This is a genomic window from Sphingomonas silueang (assembly GCF_040049155.1).
GTDB classification, from domain to species: domain Bacteria; phylum Pseudomonadota; class Alphaproteobacteria; order Sphingomonadales; family Sphingomonadaceae; genus Sphingomonas; species Sphingomonas silueang.
In genome coordinates this window covers 248,794-269,067 of sequence record NZ_JBDZDK010000002.1, presented here as the reverse complement: position 1 = coordinate 269,067, position 20,274 = coordinate 248,794, and the positions used below count along the sequence as shown (strand labels likewise).

At 71.8% G+C, this 20,274-nt stretch carries 8 protein-coding genes; 2 read left to right on the top strand and 6 right to left on the bottom strand.

Annotated features, from left to right (window positions below; all coding sequences use genetic code 11):
- Positions 1-30 precede the first annotated feature (30 nt).
- Genes drmB through drmD form a run of 4 tightly spaced genes read right to left on the bottom strand, consistent with a single transcriptional unit; the run spans position 31 to position 12,561 of the window.
- Complete coding sequence (gene drmB / locus ABLE43_RS03230; protein WP_348977039.1) at positions 31-1,944, bottom strand: DrmB family protein; 1,914 nt, start codon at positions 1,942-1,944, stop codon at positions 31-33.
- Positions 1,941-5,399 (bottom strand): DISARM system helicase DrmA, encoded by a 3,459-nt coding sequence (gene drmA, locus ABLE43_RS03225; protein ID WP_348977038.1) that lies wholly within the window; start codon positions 5,397-5,399, stop codon positions 1,941-1,943. Before drmA ends, drmB begins: the two co-directional genes overlap by 4 nt.
- Complete coding sequence (locus tag ABLE43_RS03220; protein WP_348977037.1) at positions 5,396-9,346, bottom strand: Eco57I restriction-modification methylase domain-containing protein; 3,951 nt, start codon at positions 9,344-9,346, stop codon at positions 5,396-5,398. The genes drmA and ABLE43_RS03220 overlap by 4 nt, the downstream gene beginning before the upstream one ends.
- Positions 9,343-12,561: a DISARM system SNF2-like helicase DrmD gene (gene drmD / locus ABLE43_RS03215; protein WP_348977036.1), complete on the bottom strand. Its 3,219-nt coding sequence runs from the start codon at positions 12,559-12,561 to the stop codon at positions 9,343-9,345. The genes ABLE43_RS03220 and drmD overlap by 4 nt, the downstream gene beginning before the upstream one ends.
- Before the next feature lie 214 nt (positions 12,562-12,775).
- Here drmD and cas3 point away from each other — a divergent pair, with 214 nt between their 5' ends.
- Positions 12,776-15,289: a CRISPR-associated helicase Cas3' gene (gene cas3, locus ABLE43_RS03210; RefSeq protein WP_348977035.1), complete on the top strand. Its 2,514-nt coding sequence runs from the start codon at positions 12,776-12,778 to the stop codon at positions 15,287-15,289.
- A 137-nt stretch (positions 15,290-15,426) separates the two neighbouring features.
- On the opposite strand, the gene ABLE43_RS03205 is transcribed toward cas3, so the two are convergent.
- Together ABLE43_RS03205 and ABLE43_RS03200 are read right to left on the bottom strand one after the other, a co-directional pair.
- A complete protein-coding gene (locus ABLE43_RS03205; RefSeq protein ID WP_348977034.1) occupies positions 15,427-16,581 on the bottom strand; it encodes a DUF1501 domain-containing protein in 1,155 nt (384 codons plus the stop codon).
- Positions 16,582-16,585: 4 nt separating this feature from the next.
- Complete coding sequence (locus ABLE43_RS03200) at positions 16,586-18,049, bottom strand: DUF1800 domain-containing protein (protein WP_348977033.1); 1,464 nt, start codon at positions 18,047-18,049, stop codon at positions 16,586-16,588.
- Positions 18,050-18,174: 125 nt separating this feature from the next.
- On the opposite strand from ABLE43_RS03200, the gene ABLE43_RS03195 reads away from it, so the two are divergent.
- On the top strand, positions 18,175-20,274 hold the full coding sequence (locus ABLE43_RS03195) for a S9 family peptidase (protein ID WP_348977032.1): 2,100 nt from the start codon (positions 18,175-18,177) through the stop codon (positions 20,272-20,274).

The following is a 20,274-nucleotide window of genomic DNA, read 5'->3' as shown; positions in this document are numbered from 1 at the left end:
ACCCCATCGGAGCCTAGCCGATGGACGCGGTCAAGCACCAACGGGGCACCCGATCCGTTTCGGATCGGTCGCTCCCGCATCCCGTTCGCCGAACAACGCCGCCGCCCCGCCCAACACCGTCGGCGCGGTAAGCACCCGGTCGAGGTACAGATTCCGTGCCTCGCAGCTCGTCTCCGCGACCAGCAGGCAACTGTGGCAGGCGGCACCGCTCAGCGCGCGTTCGTCGCCGTGGGCGTCGGGGTCGTGCTCGGCGCAGATCGGGTCGCCCGAGCACAGCGCCAGCCGGTCGAGCGCGCGTTCTGCGATCGCGCCGAGGCGCGGCAGCACTGCGACCAGCCCGCCCAGCGTCCCCTGCGCGCCGGTCGAGGCGGTGTAGAGCAGCAGCCCGAAGCGTTCGCCGTCGTCGTCGACGATCGCGTAGAGCCGTTCCTTGAGCGCGGTCGCCGGATAGCCGCAGTCGAGCGCGATCTCGTTCATCAGCGCGTGGCTGAAGCTGTGCAGCGCGTAATAGGCGAGGCGCGGAAAGCGCAGCGTGTCGCCGAAATGCTGGTTGGCGCGCCACCGCTCCCACCCGTCGTACAGCGCCTCGCCCCGTGCCGCGACCGCCGCGCGCTGCGACCAGTCGCGGATCGCCTGCGGATCGAAGCGCAGGAACAGCCCCTCGCCCAGTTGCTCGACGGCGGGGAGCCAGTCGAGCTCGGCGGCGAGTGCCGCGCCCTCGACCGCGATGTGCAGTTCCTCCAGATCGCCGTCGATCGCGGTCGGCGCCGCCTCGAACCGGGTGAAGCCGTAGAGGCAGGCGACCTCGCGCAGGCGATGCACCGCCACCGCCGCGGCGATCGGGGCGAGGCGCGGGCGGTCGCCGTCCCAGCCGGACCGGGGCAGGGTGCGCGCGTGCAGCCGGGCGTCGGGTGCGTCCGATCCGATCTCGGCAAGGCCCGAGGCGAGCAGGTCGAACTCGGCGACCTTGGGCGTCTTGGCCAGCGTCTGCGTGCCGGTGGTGCGCAGCCGGGCGATGCGGGCGAGGACGTCGGCGTCGCTCCATCCCGCGACGGCTGCGCCGAAGGCGGGATTGGCGCGGCGGGCGATCGCCAGTTCCGCCTCGGTCGTGACCCAGCCGATCGCGTCCAGATGCGCCTCGACCAGCCGGGTCAGCTCGTCCTCGGCGGCGGGCAGCGAAATCACCGTCAGCACCTGCGGGAAATAGGCGTTGGTCGCGGTGCGGGTGAGGAAGCGCAGGTTTTCCTCGCAATCGCCCGGCTCCGGGGCGTTGAGCCAGGGGCGCCGTCCCTGGCACTTGCCGAGCATGCCGCTCGCCTGCGCATCCTTCAGGGACAGCGCCGCGCCGCAATCGCACACGATCCGGGTCGAGGCCGGATCGCCCGACGTGCCGCGCTCCTCCAGCCACAAGGGCTGCGCGCAGCGTTCGGCCTGGCCGACATGCACCTGATAGGTCCAGTCGATGTCCTGGAGATGCCCCTTGCGGCACCCGGCGACGAAGCGGATCGGGGTAACGCCGACGCGCCGCCCGTCGTCGTCGATGAAGTCGCTCCGCCCGCGCGGGTCGAGGTCGCGCCAGCGCACCAGCCGGCGGCGACGCAGGTCGCCCGCCTCCTGCGCCTCGCGCGCGACGAACCATGCCGGAAAGATGCGCGCCTCGATCCCCGGCGGCTCGCCGGCGCCGCCGCGCCCGTCCTCGTGCATCGGCGGGGTGCGCAGGGTCAGCGCCTTGCCCTCCGCCAGCCGCCCGTTGGCGCGCAGCAGCGTCTCCAGCACCGCCACCGCGCGCGGTTCGTGGATCGGGCGCCAGCTGCCCCGCTCGCGCATGTGCCACAGGTCCAGCCCGCCGATCACCACCGAGCGGGTCGGCAGGTCGACCATCGCGCCGGGGCCGAAGCCGAACACCAACTGCGACTGGCGCAGCGTCACCTGCTTGCCGCTCATGCCATGTCCCCCGCGCCGCTCACCTTCTCGCCGTTCGGCCCGCGCGGCTTCACCAGCACGCCGGGTTCGACGTCGCGCATGCTGTAGCCCGCCTGGAACCGCCGCTCCGCCGCGCCGAGATTGGCGAGCGCGGGGTCGAGCGGCGGATGCAGCAGCCGGTGCGGCCGCTCGTCGTAGCTGAAGCGCTCCCCCGTGGCGGTACGTTCGGCGGCGATCGCGGCCCAGTCGTCGAGCAGCCCCTCGATCGTCGCCGCCAGCCCCGCACGGCCGCCCTCGATCCCCGGCGGCGCGCGTTCGACCAGATGCGCGACCACTGCCGCGCGGGTCGCAGGCGCGCTCGCCAGCGCATCCGCCGCGCCGGACGGCGTGAGCGCGGGGTCGAGGTGCCGCGCGATCGCCACCACCACCGCCGCCAGCGCGCGGTCGAGCGCGCGGGGCGACCATGGGGTCACGCTGGTCGCCTCGACCGCGCGGTAGAAAGTGTCGTGGAAATGGCCGAACTGCTCGAAATGCATCCGGTCGCGCGGGCGATGGACGTTGAGCACCGCGACGACGAGGCCGGGGCGCGCCGGATTGCGCCCGACGCGGCTGGTCGCCTGGATATATTCCGCCGCCGTCTTCGGCTGGCCCTGCACCAGCATCAGCCCCAGCCGGTCGATGTCCAGTCCGACCGAGATCATGTTGGTCGCCAGCGCCACGTCCACCGGTGCGTCGTCGCTGTGCGCGTCGAAACGGGTTTCCAGCCGCCGCTTGGCCGCCGCCACCTGATCGGTCGACACGCGCGACGTAAGCTCGACCGGCTCGCCCAGCATCCGGTCGCCGAACGGGCGGTCGGCGGGTTCGACGCGCCGTCGCCGGGCGCCGTAATGCGCGACCCGTGCCGCCACCTCGTCCTCGACGATGCGGCGCGCCCCGCCCAGTTCGCGCAGCGCGTTGAAATAGCACAGCGCCGTGCGATAGGCGTCGGCATCGCCGCCGTCCTCCGCCAGCCCCTGCGCGGCGGCGAGTAGCGTCACCAGCGCCTGCAGGAATACCAGCTTGGGGCCGCGCCCGGCGGCGGCGATGCCGACGTACCAGCGCGCCGGGTCGTCGGCGCTTTCGGGGCGGGTGCGCGCGAAGAAACTGTCGCGCCGGTCGAGGCCGGGCGGCGGGAAGATGCGCGTCGTGTGCCGGTCGAACAGCGCGGCGATCTGGTCCTGCGCGCGGCGCACGGTGGCGGTGGAGGCGACGATCTTGGGCCGCACCCGGTGCCCGCCGACATGGCGGGTGGCGAGGCGGTCGATCGCCGCCTCGTACAGCGCGGCGACGGTGCCGAGCGGGCCTGAGATGAGGTGCAGTTCGTCCTGCACCACCAGGTCGGGCGGATCGAGCCGGTGGCCGCCGTCCAGCGCGCGGCCTTGCCCCGGATCGGCGGCGCCGTAGAAGCCGTCGCCGTCGGCCCGGTCGACATGGCCGAAGAACGCCCCCGCCGCCCCGCTCCACGGCAGCGCGGCGAACTTGTCGACCGTGGCGATCAGGAAGGCGGGGAGGCGGCGATAGATCGCCTCGTCCACCGTCACGATCGGCAGCGCGCGGTCGCCGTTGAACGCGCACGTCAGGCTGGCGCAGCGGATCTCGAGGTTGGTCGGCGCATCGGCGTTGGGCACGCACTGGAAGCTCTTGCGGTCGAACGGCGTCCCGCACCATGGGCAGGCCTTGATCGGGGCAGGGGCGCGACCGTCACGCCCGCCGGCATAGGCGCGCACCCGGCGGACGGCGGTGCCTTCGCTGCGGTCGCCGCGACGACCGAGCCTGTTGGGGCTGGCATCCGATCCGACCCACAGCCCGATCTCGATCGGCCAGTCGCCCAGCCTGCGCCGCCCGGTAGCATCGCGATAGTCCGGCCCGTCGCGCAGCAGTTCGAGCGCGCAGACGAGCCCCGCCGCGCGGCTGAGCTGGTCGAGCGTCAGCAGCCGCAACGTATAGCGCATGACGACCGCCACGCCCGCGCCGAGCAGCCCGTGCCCGCGCAACCGCCGCAGCGCGATGGTGACGGCGGCGAGGCCCAGATACGCCTCCGTCTTGCCGCCGCCGGTGGGGAAGAACAGCAGGTCGGCGGTGTCGCGGTCGGCATGGGTCGGATCGGCCATGCCCGACAGGTTGAGCAGCAGGAAGGCGAGCTGGAACGATCGCCATGCGGGGCGCGCCGCCGCCCCCTGCCGCGCGCGGATCGCATCGGCGACCGCGCGGTTGGCGATGGCGAAGGCGGTGCGCACCGTCGCATCCGTCGCCAGCAGCGCGATCCCTTCGGCGATGCGTGCCCGAGCCTCCGCCTGCGCCGCGACGAGGTGCGCGGCGGTCCCTGCGCGCTGCGATGCCCCGGCGATGTCGTCCGCCCGCGCCGCGACCTGCTGGCCTTCGATCCATGCGGCATAGGCGGCGACCAGCGGGTGCAGCGCGGTGCCCAGCGCCGCGCCGTCGCCCTGCGCCAGCTCGGCCAGCGCATCCATGCCGAGCGTCATCGCGCCGTCGCTGTCGGCGACGGTCCGCTCGACGGCGGCGCGGGGCAGGTGGGTGGTCCACACCCGCCGGACCGTGCCGTCCGGGTCGGCGTCATGGCCCGCGGCGCAGCCGAGCCCCGCGGCATAGGCGGCGGCATCGCGGTAGTGCAGGTCGGCGAGCCGGTCGTCCCAGTCGTCGCGCGCGATCCGCGACAGGTCGTGCTGCGCCACGAACCCGGCACCGCATGCCAGCGTCAGGCGGAGCTGATAGGCATAGGCGAGGTCGCGATAGTGCGACGCGGGCTCGCTGCGCTTGTTGACGAGGAACACCGTCACCACGCGCACCGCGCGCGGCCCCCCGATCGCCGGTTGCAGCGTGAACGGGCGCGCGCGGACCGCGAGTTCCAGCGCGCCGCCGGGCCGCGCGGTGGCGGCGGTGCCGGGCAGGGGGAGGTGGACGACGCCGCGCGCCTCGTCCGGCAGCGGCACGGTAACGCTCGTCCGGCGCGGCACCCGTCGCCATCCCACCGGCTGGCCGCGCCTGCCGTCGCCGCTCTCCAGCATTTCGGGCGGCAGCGGCGGTTCGGGGACGTAGTCGCCCCATTCGACCAGTACCTCCAGCGTCGCCACCTCCGGCGCGACCATCGCCGACAGCCCGATGGCGCTCGGCAGGAAGCGGCGGCGCGCGGGCGGCGCGTCGGGCGTGTCGTGGTCGCCCGCTGCCCCCGCCGCCAGATAGCCGTCGAAGTCGGGCAGGTGGACGTCGGCCTCCTCCGCCTCGGCATCGGGGCCGATCGGCGGATCGACGGTCAGTTCGCCGGACGGCGCGATGAAGCCCGACAGATACCAGCGCGACGGGCTTTCCCCCTCGGGCAGGCGTTCGGTGGCGAGGTCGGCATCCTCCGGCTCGCTCGGGCCGATCAGGTTGCGCCTCAGCCGCCGCACCATTTCCGCGCGTACCCCGGTCGCGTTCATCGCATCGCCTCCTGTCGTGCGCGTTCCTGATTCAGGCGCAGCAGGCGCGCGAGCACCGCGTCGCGGAACGGCGCGGGCCAGAACAACCGGCCCTGATAGCGGTGGTCGTCCTCGCTATCGGCATCGAGGAACACCGGCGCGGCGGCCTCCGCGAGGTCGTCCCAGCCGTACGCCGCCAGCACCGCGCGATCCATCGCGGCATGCCGTTCGCGCAGGCCCGTCATGTCGGCGGCGACCTCGGCCTTGCGGTGAAAGCGGTTGTAGGTCGGCGTCATCCCCTCGTCCCGCGCGATCATCAGCGTGGCGCGGTGATCGTGATAGTCCTGCCCTGCCGCCTCCAGCGCGGGCGCGTCGGCATGACCGGGGGGCAGGGGAAAGGTCTCGAAACAGTCGGAGGGGGTGTAGCGGAGGTCATCCTTCATCGAGGAGGCGAAGAAGCGGGTCCAGACTTCGTGGACGCGCGACTGAAGGACGGCGAAGGAGGCCAGGCCGGGGAGGGCGAAGACGGCGGTGGTATGAGAGAATACCAATCCGTTCGGAAGCGTCGCGAAGGCCACGTGGGGCGTGGCGCCGCAGTTGACTGCAAGGACGAACGGCAGGCCGTCGATCGCCGAATACAGGCCGGGGCGCTTCTCGGCATATTGCCACCACCTCTCGCGCAGAGCCGGACGAGTTTGTTCGTCGCGATCCGGTTTGACGCGGCACCGGACGATGTCGAGAAGCTCCGCCCAATCGGTAGCAACCTTACCCGGATAGTCGGAGGCAACGATTCCTGTCCGCAGTTGAACCTGCCGCTCGTTGGCGTCGAGCGATGCCCATGACGGACCCTCTGTCTTTCGGTGAAGCGGCAGGTCGAAGAAGTCGATGGCGAACCGATGATGCGCGTGGGTCGGCGCATTGTTGATTTCCTCGCCACCGAGATAGGGCTTGATGACTTCCGCGTTGCGGGGATCGGCCTCGATCAGTCGTCGCATGTCCGCCAGCGGCGATGCCTTGCCGCGGGCGGCGTTCACGTCGTCGAAGGTGAATCCCATGCCGAGCAGGAACGACCCGATGAACGCCTTGCCCGCATTCTCCCGCAACGCCTGCGGCGACCCGTCCAGATCGCCGTCCATCAGATAGGCCGAGATGCGCCTGACCGGCCGCCCGTCCAGCACCGGCTGCACCCCGTCCGCCAGCTTGCCCTTCAGCACGAACACCTGCGCCACGACCACCGCCGCCTCGCCCTCCCATTGGTGGCGGCTGACCGCACGGTAGATCGTGCCGCGCTCGCCCAGGATGCGGGTCAGCCCCGTGTCGCGCGTATCGCCCTGGCGGATGGTGTTGGTGGCGATCAGCCCGAACGCGCCGCCCCGGCGCAGCAGGCCGAAGGCGCGGCGGAAGAAGTGCGCCGACAGGTCGGCATTGCCGTGCGCCCCCTCGTGCAGTGTTTTCAGCCAGTCGGGATAGGCGAGCGCATGGCCCGAGGCGATGGTGTTCTTGCCCGCGAACGGCGGGTTGCCGACGATCGCGTCGAACCCGGCATTCTCGCGGTTGAACACGTCCTCGAACTCCAGCTCCCAGTGGAAGCTGGTGATCCCGATCGGCGACGCGCGCAGCCGGTCGCGCAGCGGCTGGAGCTTATCGACCCAGTCCGCCGCATCGCTGCCACCGACGATCTGTTCGACCTCGGCCAGCGCGATCTTGCGGTCGCGGGCGGTCCTGCCGGAGAAGAAGGCGGCAAGGATCGCGTCGGCCACCAGCTTGACCGGTTCCAGTTCGGCGAGAAGTTCCGCCTGCCGTTCTTCCTGTCGCGCGTGGCTGGCGTGTTCGGCATCACGGCGGATGGCCTCGGCGATGTCTGCCGCGCGTTGCATCGACGGACGGACCAGCGGCTCCAGCGTGCTGTGCTGCGCGATCGTCTTGCCCCATGCCACCGACAGGATACGGTCGTTGGGCAGGCCGACCAGACTGTCGCCACAGCGCAGCACCCCGTCGAGGAACGTGAATTCATGATCGCGCGCCAGCGTTTCCAGCCACAGCGACAGCTTGGCCAGATCGATGGCCAGCGGGTTGCGGTCGACGCCGCGCAGGCAGTGCTGCGCGACCAGCCGCTTGGCATGGAGCAGGTCGTCCTCGTCCGGCGGGATCGTCGGCTTGAGCATCGGCCAGCGGTTCCACGCCGCGACCAGTCGTTCGCCCAGTTGGCGGCACGCCTCGACCAGGAACGCGCCCGATCCGGCGGCGGGATCGCAAACACGCAATGCAAGGACGCTGGCGGGCGTCGCCTCCGTCCCGATCCGCGCGAACGCCGGGGCCAGCGCATGCGCGACGATCGGGCGGGTCAGTGACGCCGGGGTATAATGGCTGCCGGTGCGGCGGCGTTCGTCGGTCGGTTGCAGGATCGGCACGCCCGCCGCCACCGGGCTGCCGCGTGGACAGGCGCGCGGGTCGGCGATCGGGGCCAGCGCCGCCGCCAGCGCGTCGATCCCCTCCGCCATGCGCAGCGCACGCGACACCTCCGCGCCATAGGTCGCACGGCCGGTCCGTTCCTTCAGCAGCTTCTCGCGATCGCCGCCCTTCGCCGCCGCCAGTTCGGTCAGATCGACCCACACCGGCACCTTGTTGCCCTTGCCCGCGCGGATCGCCAGCATCGGCCCCGCAGCGCGCTCGACGGTGAAGCCCATCACCGTTTCATAGACCGATCCGATCTGCTCGACGCTGAGGTTGCGGTAATGGACCCGCTCGCCGTCCAGCATCAGCAGCCCGTCGAGCACGCGCAACACGCAGCCGTCGCCCACCGGCAGCACCCGTTCGGATGCGTCCGCTCCCTCCCGCCCGAGCAGGAAGGGGAAACGGTCGCTTGCGAACAGCTTGCCGCCGCGCGCCTGGAGAAAGCCCGACGGATCGCCGCGCTCGATCAGGCGGAACAGCGCGAGCAACCGGCCCCAGCCGCCGCGCCGCTCGTCCATCGTGTCGGGATGCAGCGCGGCATCGTCGCGCAGCCGCAGGTGCAGCGCGCCCAGCGCATAGCCCTGTTCATACAGCGCCGCCGCCGCCGCGCCGGGGGCGGAGGGAAGCATGCCGCGATCCTCGGCATAGAGGATGAAGATCAGCCGCAGCAGCACGGTCAGCACGCCTTCGTAGAGCTGCTGCGGATCGTCGGCGGCCAGCGCGCGGATCGTGCCGGGATCGGCGGCGTCCAGCCCGCGCAGCAGTTCGTGCAGGCTGGCCAGCACCTGTCCCGCCAGCCGCGACGACACATCGGCCTGCGCCGCCCGGCTTTCGGCGAGCAGCGCGGGCAGGCGGTGCGACGGCGGCCCTGTGAACAGCGCATGGGCGTCGAGCAGCAGCTTCAGCCCGGCAAGCATCCCGCGGCCCGAGACCGCCGCCAGCGCGTCGAGCGGCCAGCCCATATGCCCCGACACTTCGCCGCGCGGCGCGACCACCAGTCGCAGCACCGGCTCGGTCTTCGGGCCGTCGATCCGCCCGGTCTCGCGCGCGCCGATCAGTACGCCCGCACCCACCCCGGTTTCGCGCAGCAGCCGCTCGAAGCGTTGCTGCGCGGTCGGCTCCCACCCGTCCAGCGTACCGCGCCGGTCGAGCATCAGCCCGGCGGCCTCGATCCGCACCAGCAGCTGCACGCTGCCGTCCGGCGCCAGCACCGCCCAATGGGGTTCGAGCAGCGTATCCTGTTCGCGAAAGGCGAAGCGCAGGTCGGTGCCCAGCGGCGGCCCGCCCGGCGCGCCCGCGACCCGCGCTGGCGTCCAGCCGAGCACGTCCCGGAAGAACGGCCACGGATCGGCGTCGAACGTGGCGAGCGCTTCCGCCACCGCCTCGCCGTCGGGGCCACGCTGCGGTGCGGGCCATGCCCCGATCCGGGCGAGCGCGGCCGGGGCGACGACCAGTCCCGTCGGCTGGAGATAGCCGATCCAGTCGTGCAGCCCCTCGCGATCGCCGCGGCTCATCGCGCCGGCCACAGATAGAGCAGGCCGATCGGTTCGATCCGGGTCGCGCGGACCTCGGCGGCATCGCGCAGCCGTTGCGGCTCGCGGATCAGTTCGTCGTCGAGCCGGGTGGCGGCGCGCTCCCACGAACGCCGGTCGGCGGCGCGTTGTCTCGCCTCGGCCGGGTCGAGCAGCAGCGAGAATTGCGCGTCGTCCTCGCCGCGCTCGCGCCGGATGCGGGCGATGCGCTGTTCGAGCAGCCGTTCCAGCCCGCGTGCCTCGGCTGCCGCGCGCTTCATCAGATCGCCGCCGACCCGTTCGGCGCGGGCGGCGGCGCGGGCTTCGAGCACCGGGCGCAGGTCGGCCACGTCCGCCGCGCTGTCGGCGGTCATGCGCGCAGCGGTGGCGGGGTCGGCATCCTGCGCATCCCGCAGCGCGGCGATCAGTTCGTCGAGCACCCGCGCCTCCGCCTCGCGCCCCTCGGCCAGCGGGCGCAGCGGGGCGGCGTCGCGGGCACGGTCGCGCCAGTCGGCGGCGACGCTCAGCACCTCCTCGTGCAGCCGTGCCGCCTTCGCCCCATAGAGCGCGAGCCGCCCGATCAGCAGGACGCGGGGCACCGCCGTCGCGGGCGTGCGGATGACGCAGGCGCGCGCCAGTCCCTGGCGGAACCCCGCCGACAGGAAATGGCCGAGCAGCCGCCGCACCAGCCGGTGTTCGAGGTGCAGCTGCACCACATCGCCCGCATCGCGCCCGTCGGGGAGGATCGCGGGCGCGAAGCTGATCGCGCGGACGCCCGCGTCGTCGCTGGCGCGCCATTCGCCGGGGCGCTCGCCGGGCTTGGGCGGGCGGGCGCGCAGTTCGTCGAGCAGCGGTTGCCAACTGGGATCGGCGGCGATGCCGGGCGCTGCCGGGTCGAGCGCGAATACCGGCGTGGCGCCCACCGCGCCCTGCGCGTGCCATCCGCCGCCCGCGCGGGCGAGCGCGAGGCCGACGACCGACTGCAACTCGCCCGGATCGACTCCGACCCGCGCCCGCGCCTTCTCCAGCGTCGCCGCCAGATCGGTCTGTTCGCGCTTCAGCCGGGCGAGGCGCCGGTCCGGGGCATCGCCCAGTTCCTCCACCGCCGCGCGGACCCGCGCGTCGGCCTCGGCATCGCGGATGCGCGCGGCCATCGCCTGCACGCCCGCGCGGTCGATCCCGCCGTCGCCCAGCCGGTCGGCAATGCGCGCGCCCAGCACCTCACCCGCCGAGCCCAGTTGGCGGCGGATCAGCTCGGTCTTGCGCACCAGCGCGTCGAGCACGACGTCCTCGGGCCGCTGCGCATAGACGAAGTAGCGGCAGGTGACGGTGGGGCTCGGTTGCAGCTTGCGGTCGATCCGCCCGTTGCGCTGTTCCAGCCGCGACGGGTTCCATGGCAGGTCGACATGGATCAGGTCGTGGCACTGCGCCTGCAGATTGATGCCTTCGCGCGCGGCATCGGTGCACAGCAGGATGCGCAGCGGGTCGGCGGGGTCGTTGAACGCGCGCTTGATCGCCTCGCGCCGTTCGGTCGAGGTGATGCCGGTGAAGCTGTCGATCCGCCGCGCCTCGTTCGCGTCGGCGGGGTCGAGCAGCACCGCCAGCTGTCGTTGCAGCCACAGGCGGGTATGTTCGTATTCGGTGAACAGGATCAGCCGCCGCTTGCCCCAGCGGCCCTGCGCATCGAGCAGGTTGGCGTGTGCCCAGGCGAGGATCCAGCGGACCCGTGCATCGGGCAGGCCGCGCGCCGCCTCCGCGACCGCCAGCATCGCAGCGGCATGGGTACGTTCCGCCGCCAGTTGCGCCGACGCCGATCCGGCGGCTCCGGCGATCGCCGCTGCCTGCGCACCGGCTGCGTCCTGCGCGTCGAGCAGGTCGAGCGCCGCCGCCTCCTCCGCCGCACGTTCGGGAACCGGAATCTCGCCCGTCTCGGCACCCGCCGCCTGTTCCCCGGCGATCGCCCGATCGAGGCCCGCCAGATGCACCTTCAGCGTGCGCGCGAAGGCGGGGATCGAGGACAGCAGCCGCTGCTGCAACCCGACGAACGCCAGCCGTGCCCGCGCCGCCTGCGTACCGGACAGCGCCCCGATCCGCCGTTCGCGGATCGTGCGATAGTCGGCCAGCATCGCCGCCAGCACCAGTTCGGGCGCATCGGCGGGGAGATCGCGCAGCACCACCGGTTCGACCACCCGCTCGGGAAACGCCTCGCCCAGCGCGCGCAGGTCGCTCTTCAGCCGCCGGACCATCACCGGTTCCAGATCGGCGGGACGCACCGCCACGCCGCGGGTGAAGCGCTGCGGATCGAGCAGTTCGAGCAGGGTCGCGAAGCTGTTGGGATGGCCGTTGTGCGGGGTCGCCGACAGGAACAGCCGATGCTCGAACCGGTCCGACAGGTCGCGCAGCGCCCGGGTGAACTGGCTCTCGATCGCATAGCGCCCGCCGCCCGCCGGGGCGGCATGATGCGCCTCGTCGAGGATCAGCAGCGAGCGGGCGCGGAAATCCTCCAGCATGTCGCGCAGCCCCGCGACATAGGCCTCCTCACCCAGCAGCCGGTGCGACAGGATGAAGCGCGATCCCGCCGCCCACGGGTTCGCGCCATAGCCGCGACGTCGGCGCAGCGATTCGAGATGCGCGGCATCGACGATCTCGAACGCGAGGCCGAACTTGGACTGCAATTCGTCGCGCCATTGCAGCGTCATCGCCGCCGGGGCCAGCACGACCATGTAATCCACCCGGCGGCGCAGCAGCAGCTCGCGCAGTACGAGGCCCGCCTCCACCGTCTTGCCCAGCCCCACGTCGTCGGCGATCAGCAGGTTGACGCGCGGCAGGCGCAACGCCTTGCGCAGGGGCAGCAGCTGATAGGGATCTAGGCGGATGCCTGCGCGGAACGGTGCCTGGAAGAGGTCGCGTTCGGCGGCGGTCGCGGTGCGCCAGCGGACCGTGCGCAGATAGGCGGAAAAGGTCGCGGCATCGCCGCCGCCGGTGCCGAGCGATGCCCATGCCTCTGCGTCGTGCAGCCGCGCGTCGATCTCGGCGCTCCACAGGATGCGCGCTTCCTCGCCGCTGGCGTCGTCGTCGATACAGGCGATGCGATGCCCGTCGAGCGGCCCTTCGGGCTCCCCCTCGACCATCCACAGCCGCCCGCGCAGCGACACGAACTGCCCGACCGTGGGCGCGGGGCGGCGGCGTTCGTCGCGACCGGTCGTCGTATGTGCCATCGTCCGCCCCCTTCCGCCCGCCACGCTGGGGGTGGGGAGGGGGGAGGTCAGTAGCCGATCGATCCATTTTGCTTTGTTAACAACATGTTATGGTCGAGTCGAAAACTTGCCTTGCCCAAGGTGGAACGCCGGAAACATGATCCGGTATGGATCAGAAAGGTACGACTTGCCCGGCACAGGTCGGCAAGGTGCCTGCGAATCCGGAGAGGACGTGATGACGGTCAGCATGCAGACGCCCTGGGCGAAGCTCGTACGCGACGAGGACGGGCGAGTCGTCGCCGCGCTACCGCTGGTCGATCATTGCCTCGACGTGGGCGTAGCGGGGGAGCGGGTGCTTGCGGCGTGGCGAGCGTCGCTGGAGGCGGTCGCCGGGCGGACGCTGACCGCGCAGGACATGGCCCGGCTGGCCGCGCTGATGGCGTTGCACGACCTCGGCAAGGCCAATCGCGGGTTTCAGGCGCGGATCGATCCCAAGCGGGAGAAGATCGGCCATACCGCGCAGGTGTCCGCACTGCTGTTCCAGTCGAAACTCCGCAACGGCGAAGCGGCCCGCGCGCTCGCCGGGCTGATCGAGGACTGGGGCGCATGGCAGTGCTTCGCGGCGGCGATGGCGCATCACGGCAGGCCGATCGACGTGCTGCGGACACCGGAGGATTCGACCAGGTGGACGGGACACACCGACTGTTGGTGGCCCAAGCACGACGGCGATCCTGCCGCCGCGCTGCTGCCGTTGCTGGCCGCGGTGCGCGCACGCTGGCCGCTGGCGTTCGAGGATGGGCCGCCGCTGCCCGATGCGCCGGGCTTTGCCGCGCTGTTCGCCGGGCTGGTGACGCTGGCCGACTGGCTCGGGTCCGACACGCGGCGCTTTCCGGTCGAGGGACCGTATGACGACGACCGGGTGGCAATGCGCGAGACGGCGGCGCGGGAGGCTGCCGCCGCGCGCGGCTTCGTGCCGCTACCCACGCCGGACGCGGACTTCGCCGCCGCGCTGGCCTTTCCGCCCTACCCCTTCCAGTCCGACGCCGCTGCCGCCGATCTGGGGCAGGTGGCGCTGATCGAGGCCGAAACCGGATCGGGCAAGACCGAGGCGGCACTGTGGCGCTGGCTGGAACTGCGGCGGCGGGGGGCGGTGGACTCGCTCTATTTCGCGTTGCCGACGCGCTCGGCGGCGGTGCAGTTGCACGCCCGCGTGAATGCCATGCTGCGGAGGGTGTGGGGCGACCACGCGCCCGAGGCGGTGCTGGCGGTGCCCGGCTATCTCCGGTCGGGCGATGCGAATGGGCAGGCGCTGCCCGATTACGCGGTCCGCTGGGACAGCGAGAAGGGAGACGACGCCGGCGACAGTCGCTGGGCGGCGGAGCGGGCCAACCGCTTCCTCGCCGCGCGCGTCGCGGTCGGCACGATCGACCAGGCGCTGCTCGGCGTCCTGCCGGTCAGGCACGCGCTGTTCCGCGCCGGCGTGCTCTCGCGCAGCCTGCTGGTGGTGGACGAGGTGCATGCGTCGGATGCCTATATGACCGGGCTGCTCGAGCGGCTGCTCGACCATCATGTCGCGGCGGGCGGCCATGCGCTGCTGCTGTCGGCGACGCTGGGGGCCGAGGCGCGGGCACGGTTGCTCAAGACGCCGCTGGCGCCGGTCGCGGCAGCGGAGACGCTGCCCTATCCCGCATTGTCGGGCCGTGGCGTGTCGCTGCGCCCCGCCGCCGGGGCGGAGCGTGCGCAGAAGCGGGTGACGGTCGACACCGCCGGGCTGCTGGGCGAGCCCGATGCGGTCGCCGCTCGCGCGGTCGCGGCGGCGCGCGCGGGCGCGGCGGTGCTGGTGGTGCGCAACAGCGTCGGCGGTGCGATCGCGGTGGCGCAGGCGGTGGTGCAACAGGCCCCCGACCTCGCGTTCCGGGTGGAGGGCGTGCCTACGCTCCACCACGGTCGCTTCGCGCGCGACGATCGCGAACTGCTCGACACGGCGGTCGGACGCCTGTTCGGCAAGGGCCGGAGCGGCGGCGGACGGGTGCTGGTCGGCACGCAGACGCTGGAACAATCGCTCGACATCGATGCCGATTTCCTCATCACCGATCTTGCGCCGATGGACGTGCTGCTCCAGCGGATCGGGCGGCTGCATCGCCACGCGCGTGACGATCGAGGCGCGTTCGCGCAGGCGAGGGTGCTGGTGCTGCGGCCCGAGGAGCGCGATCTCGGCAAACTGCTCGTAACCCGACGGCCGCCGCACGGGCTCGGCAGCGTCTATCCCGATATCGTCCAGCTCGAGGCGACGCTCGCATTGCTCGAAGCCGGGGCGGATATCGTCATCCCGCGCGACAACCGGCGGCTGGTCGAACGGGCGCTGCATCCGGACGTGCTGTCGGCCATCGCCGCGGCGCGCGGCACGCCGTGGATCAACCACCGCGCCGAGCACAGCGGGAAGAACGTCGCCGAGCGTCAGACGGCGGGGACCGTGGCGCTCGACCTGACGAAGCCGTTCACCGACCTAGTGTTCCCGGCCGATGGCGAGGTGCTGGCGACCCGGCTGGGCGCGCGTGACCTGCTGCTCGATCTGGCGGAGCCGCTCACCGGGCCGTTCGGTCAGGCGATCTCGCGGATCAGCGTGCCGGAGTGGATGCTGCGGGGGGTGTCCGCGAACCCGGCGGTAGAGCGGATCGACGATCGCAGCTTCGCGGTCGGCGGAAAGGCGTTCCGCTACGACAACTGGGGTTTGCAGCCGCTCACCTGAGGTCCGGGGGCTGATCCAGCAATGCTGGATCAGCGCGGTACCGGCCCGCTCCCCCACCCGGCCACCCATACAGTACGCTCGATGGGTGGCCGGGTGGGGGAGCGGGCCGGTACCGCCTCCACGCAAGTGGATCAGCCTCAGGCGCGGTGCAGCCCCGTCACCCCGCGCAGGCCTGCGGACTTCGGGAACAGCACCCGCGCCGCCTGCGCCGGGTCGAGGCCATATGCTCCCGCTACCGCGCCCGCAATCAGGGCGTCGAGCTGCATCGTCGGGCGCAGGTCGCGGTTCTCGTAGAGTTGCGCCGCCGCCAGCCCCGGCCAGTCGGTCAGCATCCGCCCGCCCTTGACCGCGCCGCCCAGCAGCATCGCCGCCGCACCGGTGCCATGGTCGGTCCCGCCGGTGCCGTTGACCGCTACCGTTCGCCCGAACTCCGTCGCGACCAGCACCGTGGTGTCGGCCCATGCCGCCCCCAGCCCGTCGCGCAGCGCGCCGAGCATCGCGTCCAGCCCCTTCAGGTTCGCCGCCAGCCGCCCGCGCTGCTGGCTGTGCGTGTCCCAGCCGCCGGTCTCGATCATCGCGATCCGCGCACCTTCGGCGGGGCCGAGCAGCCGCGCCGCCAGCGTGCCCGTAGCCGCCGCATTGCGTCCGTCGTTGCCCGACAGGTCGCCGGTCAGCTGCCGCGTCGCCAGCGCCTCGCTCCACAGGCCGTGGAGCTGGCTGTCGCCCTCGTACAGCATCGTCACGCGCGCCAGCAGGTCGTCCGACGCCTCGGGCAGCGCGGAGGGGGCATAGCTCGCCACCTCATGGGCGCCACGCAGCGCCATCGGCACCGTCGCCGCGACCGCGATCGCCCGCGCCTGTCCCGACGGGATCAGCCCCAGCATCCGGTTGAGCCAGCCGTCCTTCAGCTGATACGCGCCGCGCCCGCCGGTCTCGAGCACGTTCTGCCCGTCGAAATGCGACCGGTCGCGATAGGGGGAGGCGACGGCATGCGCGAACAGCGCCTGTCCCTGTCCGTACAGCGCATGGGTGCGCACCAGCGCCGGGTGCAGCGCGAACATCGCGTCCAGCTTCGGCGCGGCGGCGAAATCCTCTGCCAGCGCACCCCGCTGTCCCGCGAATGCCGGGTCGCCGATCGGCGCGATCGTGCCCAGCCCGTCCGCCGCGCCGCGCTGGATGATGAAGACGAAGCGCCGGTCGGTTTCGGCACGGGCAAAGGCCATGCGTGGGGCAAGCCCCATCGCGAGCGAGGTGAGGCCCGAGCGGACCAGCAGGGTACGACGGTCGATCATCGGATCATCTCCGGAGCATTTCGGGGGCGACCAGCAGCAGTGCGGTCGCCTGTGCCGGGCTTTCGGCGCGGGCGATCGCCTGGGTCGTGGCAGGCGACAGCGCGGCGGGGAAGAGTTCGCTGCCGAGCGCACGGGCATCGACCCCGGCGGCGCGCGTGGCGAAACGCTCCGCCGCCTCGACCCGGCGCATCACCGCATCCGGCCCGGCCCAGCTCGCCGCGATATCGTCATAGCCGACCGGCTGGCCCGGCTTCCATGTCGGTTGCCCGAGCTGGTTGAGCAGGCCGACGATGGCGCCGGGCTGCACTTGGCGGACGCCCAGCGCGCGATAGGCGGCGATCGTCCATTCCCACGGCGTCAGGAACTTCACCGGCTGCTCGACCCATGCCTCGCTCGAGGCGACGATCGCGCGGTACACGCTCGGCAGGTCGCCGTCGGAATCGAGATAAGCCTTTTCCAGCCGGGCGATCATCGCCGGGGGCGGGGTGTCGCCCGCGAAGTGGCGGGCGAGCTTGGTCGCGAGGTGGCGCGCGGTCGCGGGATGGCGGGCGAGATCGGCCAGCACCGCCTGCGCCTGCGTCTCGCCCGCCTCCGCATAGGACTTGCCGAGGATCGTGCGCGCGCCCGGTTCGTGCAGCGCGGGTGCGAAGACGAACCGTCCCGGCGGTCCCTGCACCCCCTGCGTTCCCGGCCCCCGCGCCAGCGGCACCGTCCAGCCGGTCAGCGCGCGCGCCAGTTCGGTCACGTCCCCCTGGGTATAGCCGGTGCGCACCCCCAGCGTATGCAGCTCCAGTATCTCGCGCGCCAGATTTTCGTTGAGCCCCACCTTGCGCCGCCCGCGCGCGGCGACGCGCTGGCCGACGGTGCTGGCGGGGCCGACCGACACCGCCTGATCGAGGTAGAGCAGCATCGCCGGGTGCCGCTCGACCGCCGACAGCATGTCGGCGAAGCGGCCCAGCACATGCGGGCGGATCGCCTCGAACTCGAAGCTGCCCGACAGCGCGACCAGTTCCAGCTTGTCGGCGGATACCGCGAAGTGATTGGCCCAGAAATGCACCAGCCGCTCGACGAACGGCGCGTCGCTGAGCAGCGCGGCGTTGGCGCGCGCGGCGACGCTGGCGGCATAGATGGCGCGCGCATCGCGCCCCGCCGCCCGCCGCGCCAGTTGGCGGGGATCGGCGGGCATGGCGGCGTCGGGCATGGCGGGAGCGCCGGGCGTCGTCGGCGGCGGCACCGGCATCGCCGCCCGGCGTGGGCCGTATTGCTCGCGGATCGCGCGCTGTTCGTCGTAGAAGGCGGCCAGCCGCTCCGCCGCGGACGTGCTGCCGGGGGCGGCGGCGATCGGCGGCGCGGCGGGGGCGAAGCGGGCGAACTGGTCGGTCAGCCAGCGGCGGGGGTCGGCGTCCGGGCGATCGCCCGGCCTCGGCCCCAGTCCGAAACGATGCGTGGCGATGCGGTACGCGGTCACGGCCGATTCTCCTCGATCAGCAGCCCCGTCTAACCACCAAGTGTCGCAGAATTATCCCAGGGACCGGGAATGGACTTGCGCGGCGGGGCTGATAGCCATGACGCCTGCAATCAGGGGGTGTGACGATGATTCGGTACTTGCTGACGGGTGCGGCGATGATCGGGGTGGCGGCGGGCGCGCAGGAGCCGCCGCGCGCGGCCAAGCGCCCGCATGCCGTCGTCTCCCCCAACGGCACGCGCACCGACGAATATTACTGGCTGCGCGACGACACCCGCAAGAATCCGGAGATGCTCGCCTATCTGAATGCCGAGAACGCCTATGCCGATGCGCGGCTGGCGGCGCTCAAGCCGCTGAAGGACCGGCTCTATGCCGAGACGGTGTCGCACATCCAGCAGGACGACAGCAGCGTGCCCTACCGCGAGAACGGCTGGTGGTATCAGTCGCGCTTCGTGACCGGCGCCGACTATCCGCTGATCGAGCGGCGGCGGACCCCCGAAGCGCCCGCCGAACTGTTGTTCGACCAGAGCGCGATGGCCAGGGGGCATGGCTATTTCGCGCTGTCCGACTGGGCGGTCAGCCCCGATAACAGGCTGGTCGCATGGGCCGAGGATGTCGTCGGGCGGCGGCAATATGCGCTGAAGGTCAAGGATATCGCGACCGGACGCATCGTCGATACCGGCATCACGAACATCGAACCGAACATCGTCTGGGCGGGGGACAACCGCACCGTGCTGTATGTCGCCAAGGATCCGGTGACGCTGCGCGGCTACCGCGTGATGGCGCATGTGCTGGGCACGCCCGCCGGTGCCGACCGGCTGGTGTATGAGGAAAAGGACGATACCTATCAGATGGGCATCGGCCGCACCGCCGACAGCCGCTTCGTCTGCATCACGCTCGGCAGCACGGTCAGCGACGAACAGCGCTGCGCCCCCGTCGGCGATATCGCGCGCTTCGCGGTGATCGCGCCGCGCGCGCGCGAATTCCGGTACGGCGCGGATCACGCCGGGGGACGCTGGGTCATCCGCACCAACCGTGGGGCGAAGAACTACAAGCTCGTCACCATGGCCGACGCCGATCTGGGCAAGGGCAGCGGCGGCTGGCGCGACCTGACGCCCGCCGATGACAAGGTCTTCATCGAGAATTTCCAGCCGTTCGACCGCTTCGTCGCGATCGACCAGCGCATGGGCGGCAACCGCATGGTCCGCCTGCTGAAGGCCGACGGCAGTTCCAGCGTCGTGCCCGCCGACGAGCCCGCGTACCGCATGGGCCTCGCCACCAATCGCGAGGCGGATGCGCAGGTGGTGCGCTACACCTATGGCTCGCTGCGCACGCCGACGACGACCTATGAGATCGACGTGACCACCGGGCAGCGCCGGGTGCTGAAGGTGGCACCGGTGCCGGGCTATGATCCCGCCGATTACGTCACCGAACGGCTGTGGGCTCCGGCGCGCGACGGCACGCCGATCCCGGTGTCGATCGTCTATCGCAAGGGTTTCAGACGCGACGGCACCGCGCCGCTGTTCCAGTACGGGTACGGCAGCTACGGCTATTCGACCGATCCCGCCGTCGATCCGGCGCGGATCGCGATGCTCGACCGCGGCGTCGTGTTCGCCATCGCGCATATCCGCGGCGGGCAGGAAATGGGGCGCGGCTGGTATGACGACGGCCATCTCCTCAACAAGAAGAACAGCTTCACCGACTTCATCGACGTGACCCGCTATCTCGTCGCGCAGAAATATGCCGCGAAGGACCGGGTAGCGGCGATGGGCGGCAGCGCGGGCGGGCTGTTGATGGGCGCGGTCGTCAACATGGCCCCCGCCGATTACAAGGCGATCGTGGCGCAGGTGCCGTTCGTCGACGTGGTGACGACGATGCTCGATGCATCGATTCCGCTGACCACCTTTGAATATGACGAATGGGGCAATCCGGCGCAGAAGCGCTATTATGATTACATGTTGAGCTATTCGCCCTACGACAATGTCGGCGCGATCGCCTATCCGGCGATGTATGTCGGCACCGGGCTGTGGGACAGCCAGGTGCAATATTACGAGCCCGCCAAATGGGTCGCCCGCCTGCGCGACCGCAAGACCGGCAGTGCGCCGCTGGTGTTCCGCACCAACATGGAAGCGGGCCATGGCGGCAAGTCCGGCCGGTTCGAGCGGTACCGCGAAGGGGCGGAGTGGCAGGCGTTCCTGCTCGACCAGCTCGGCGCGATCGGGGAGTAG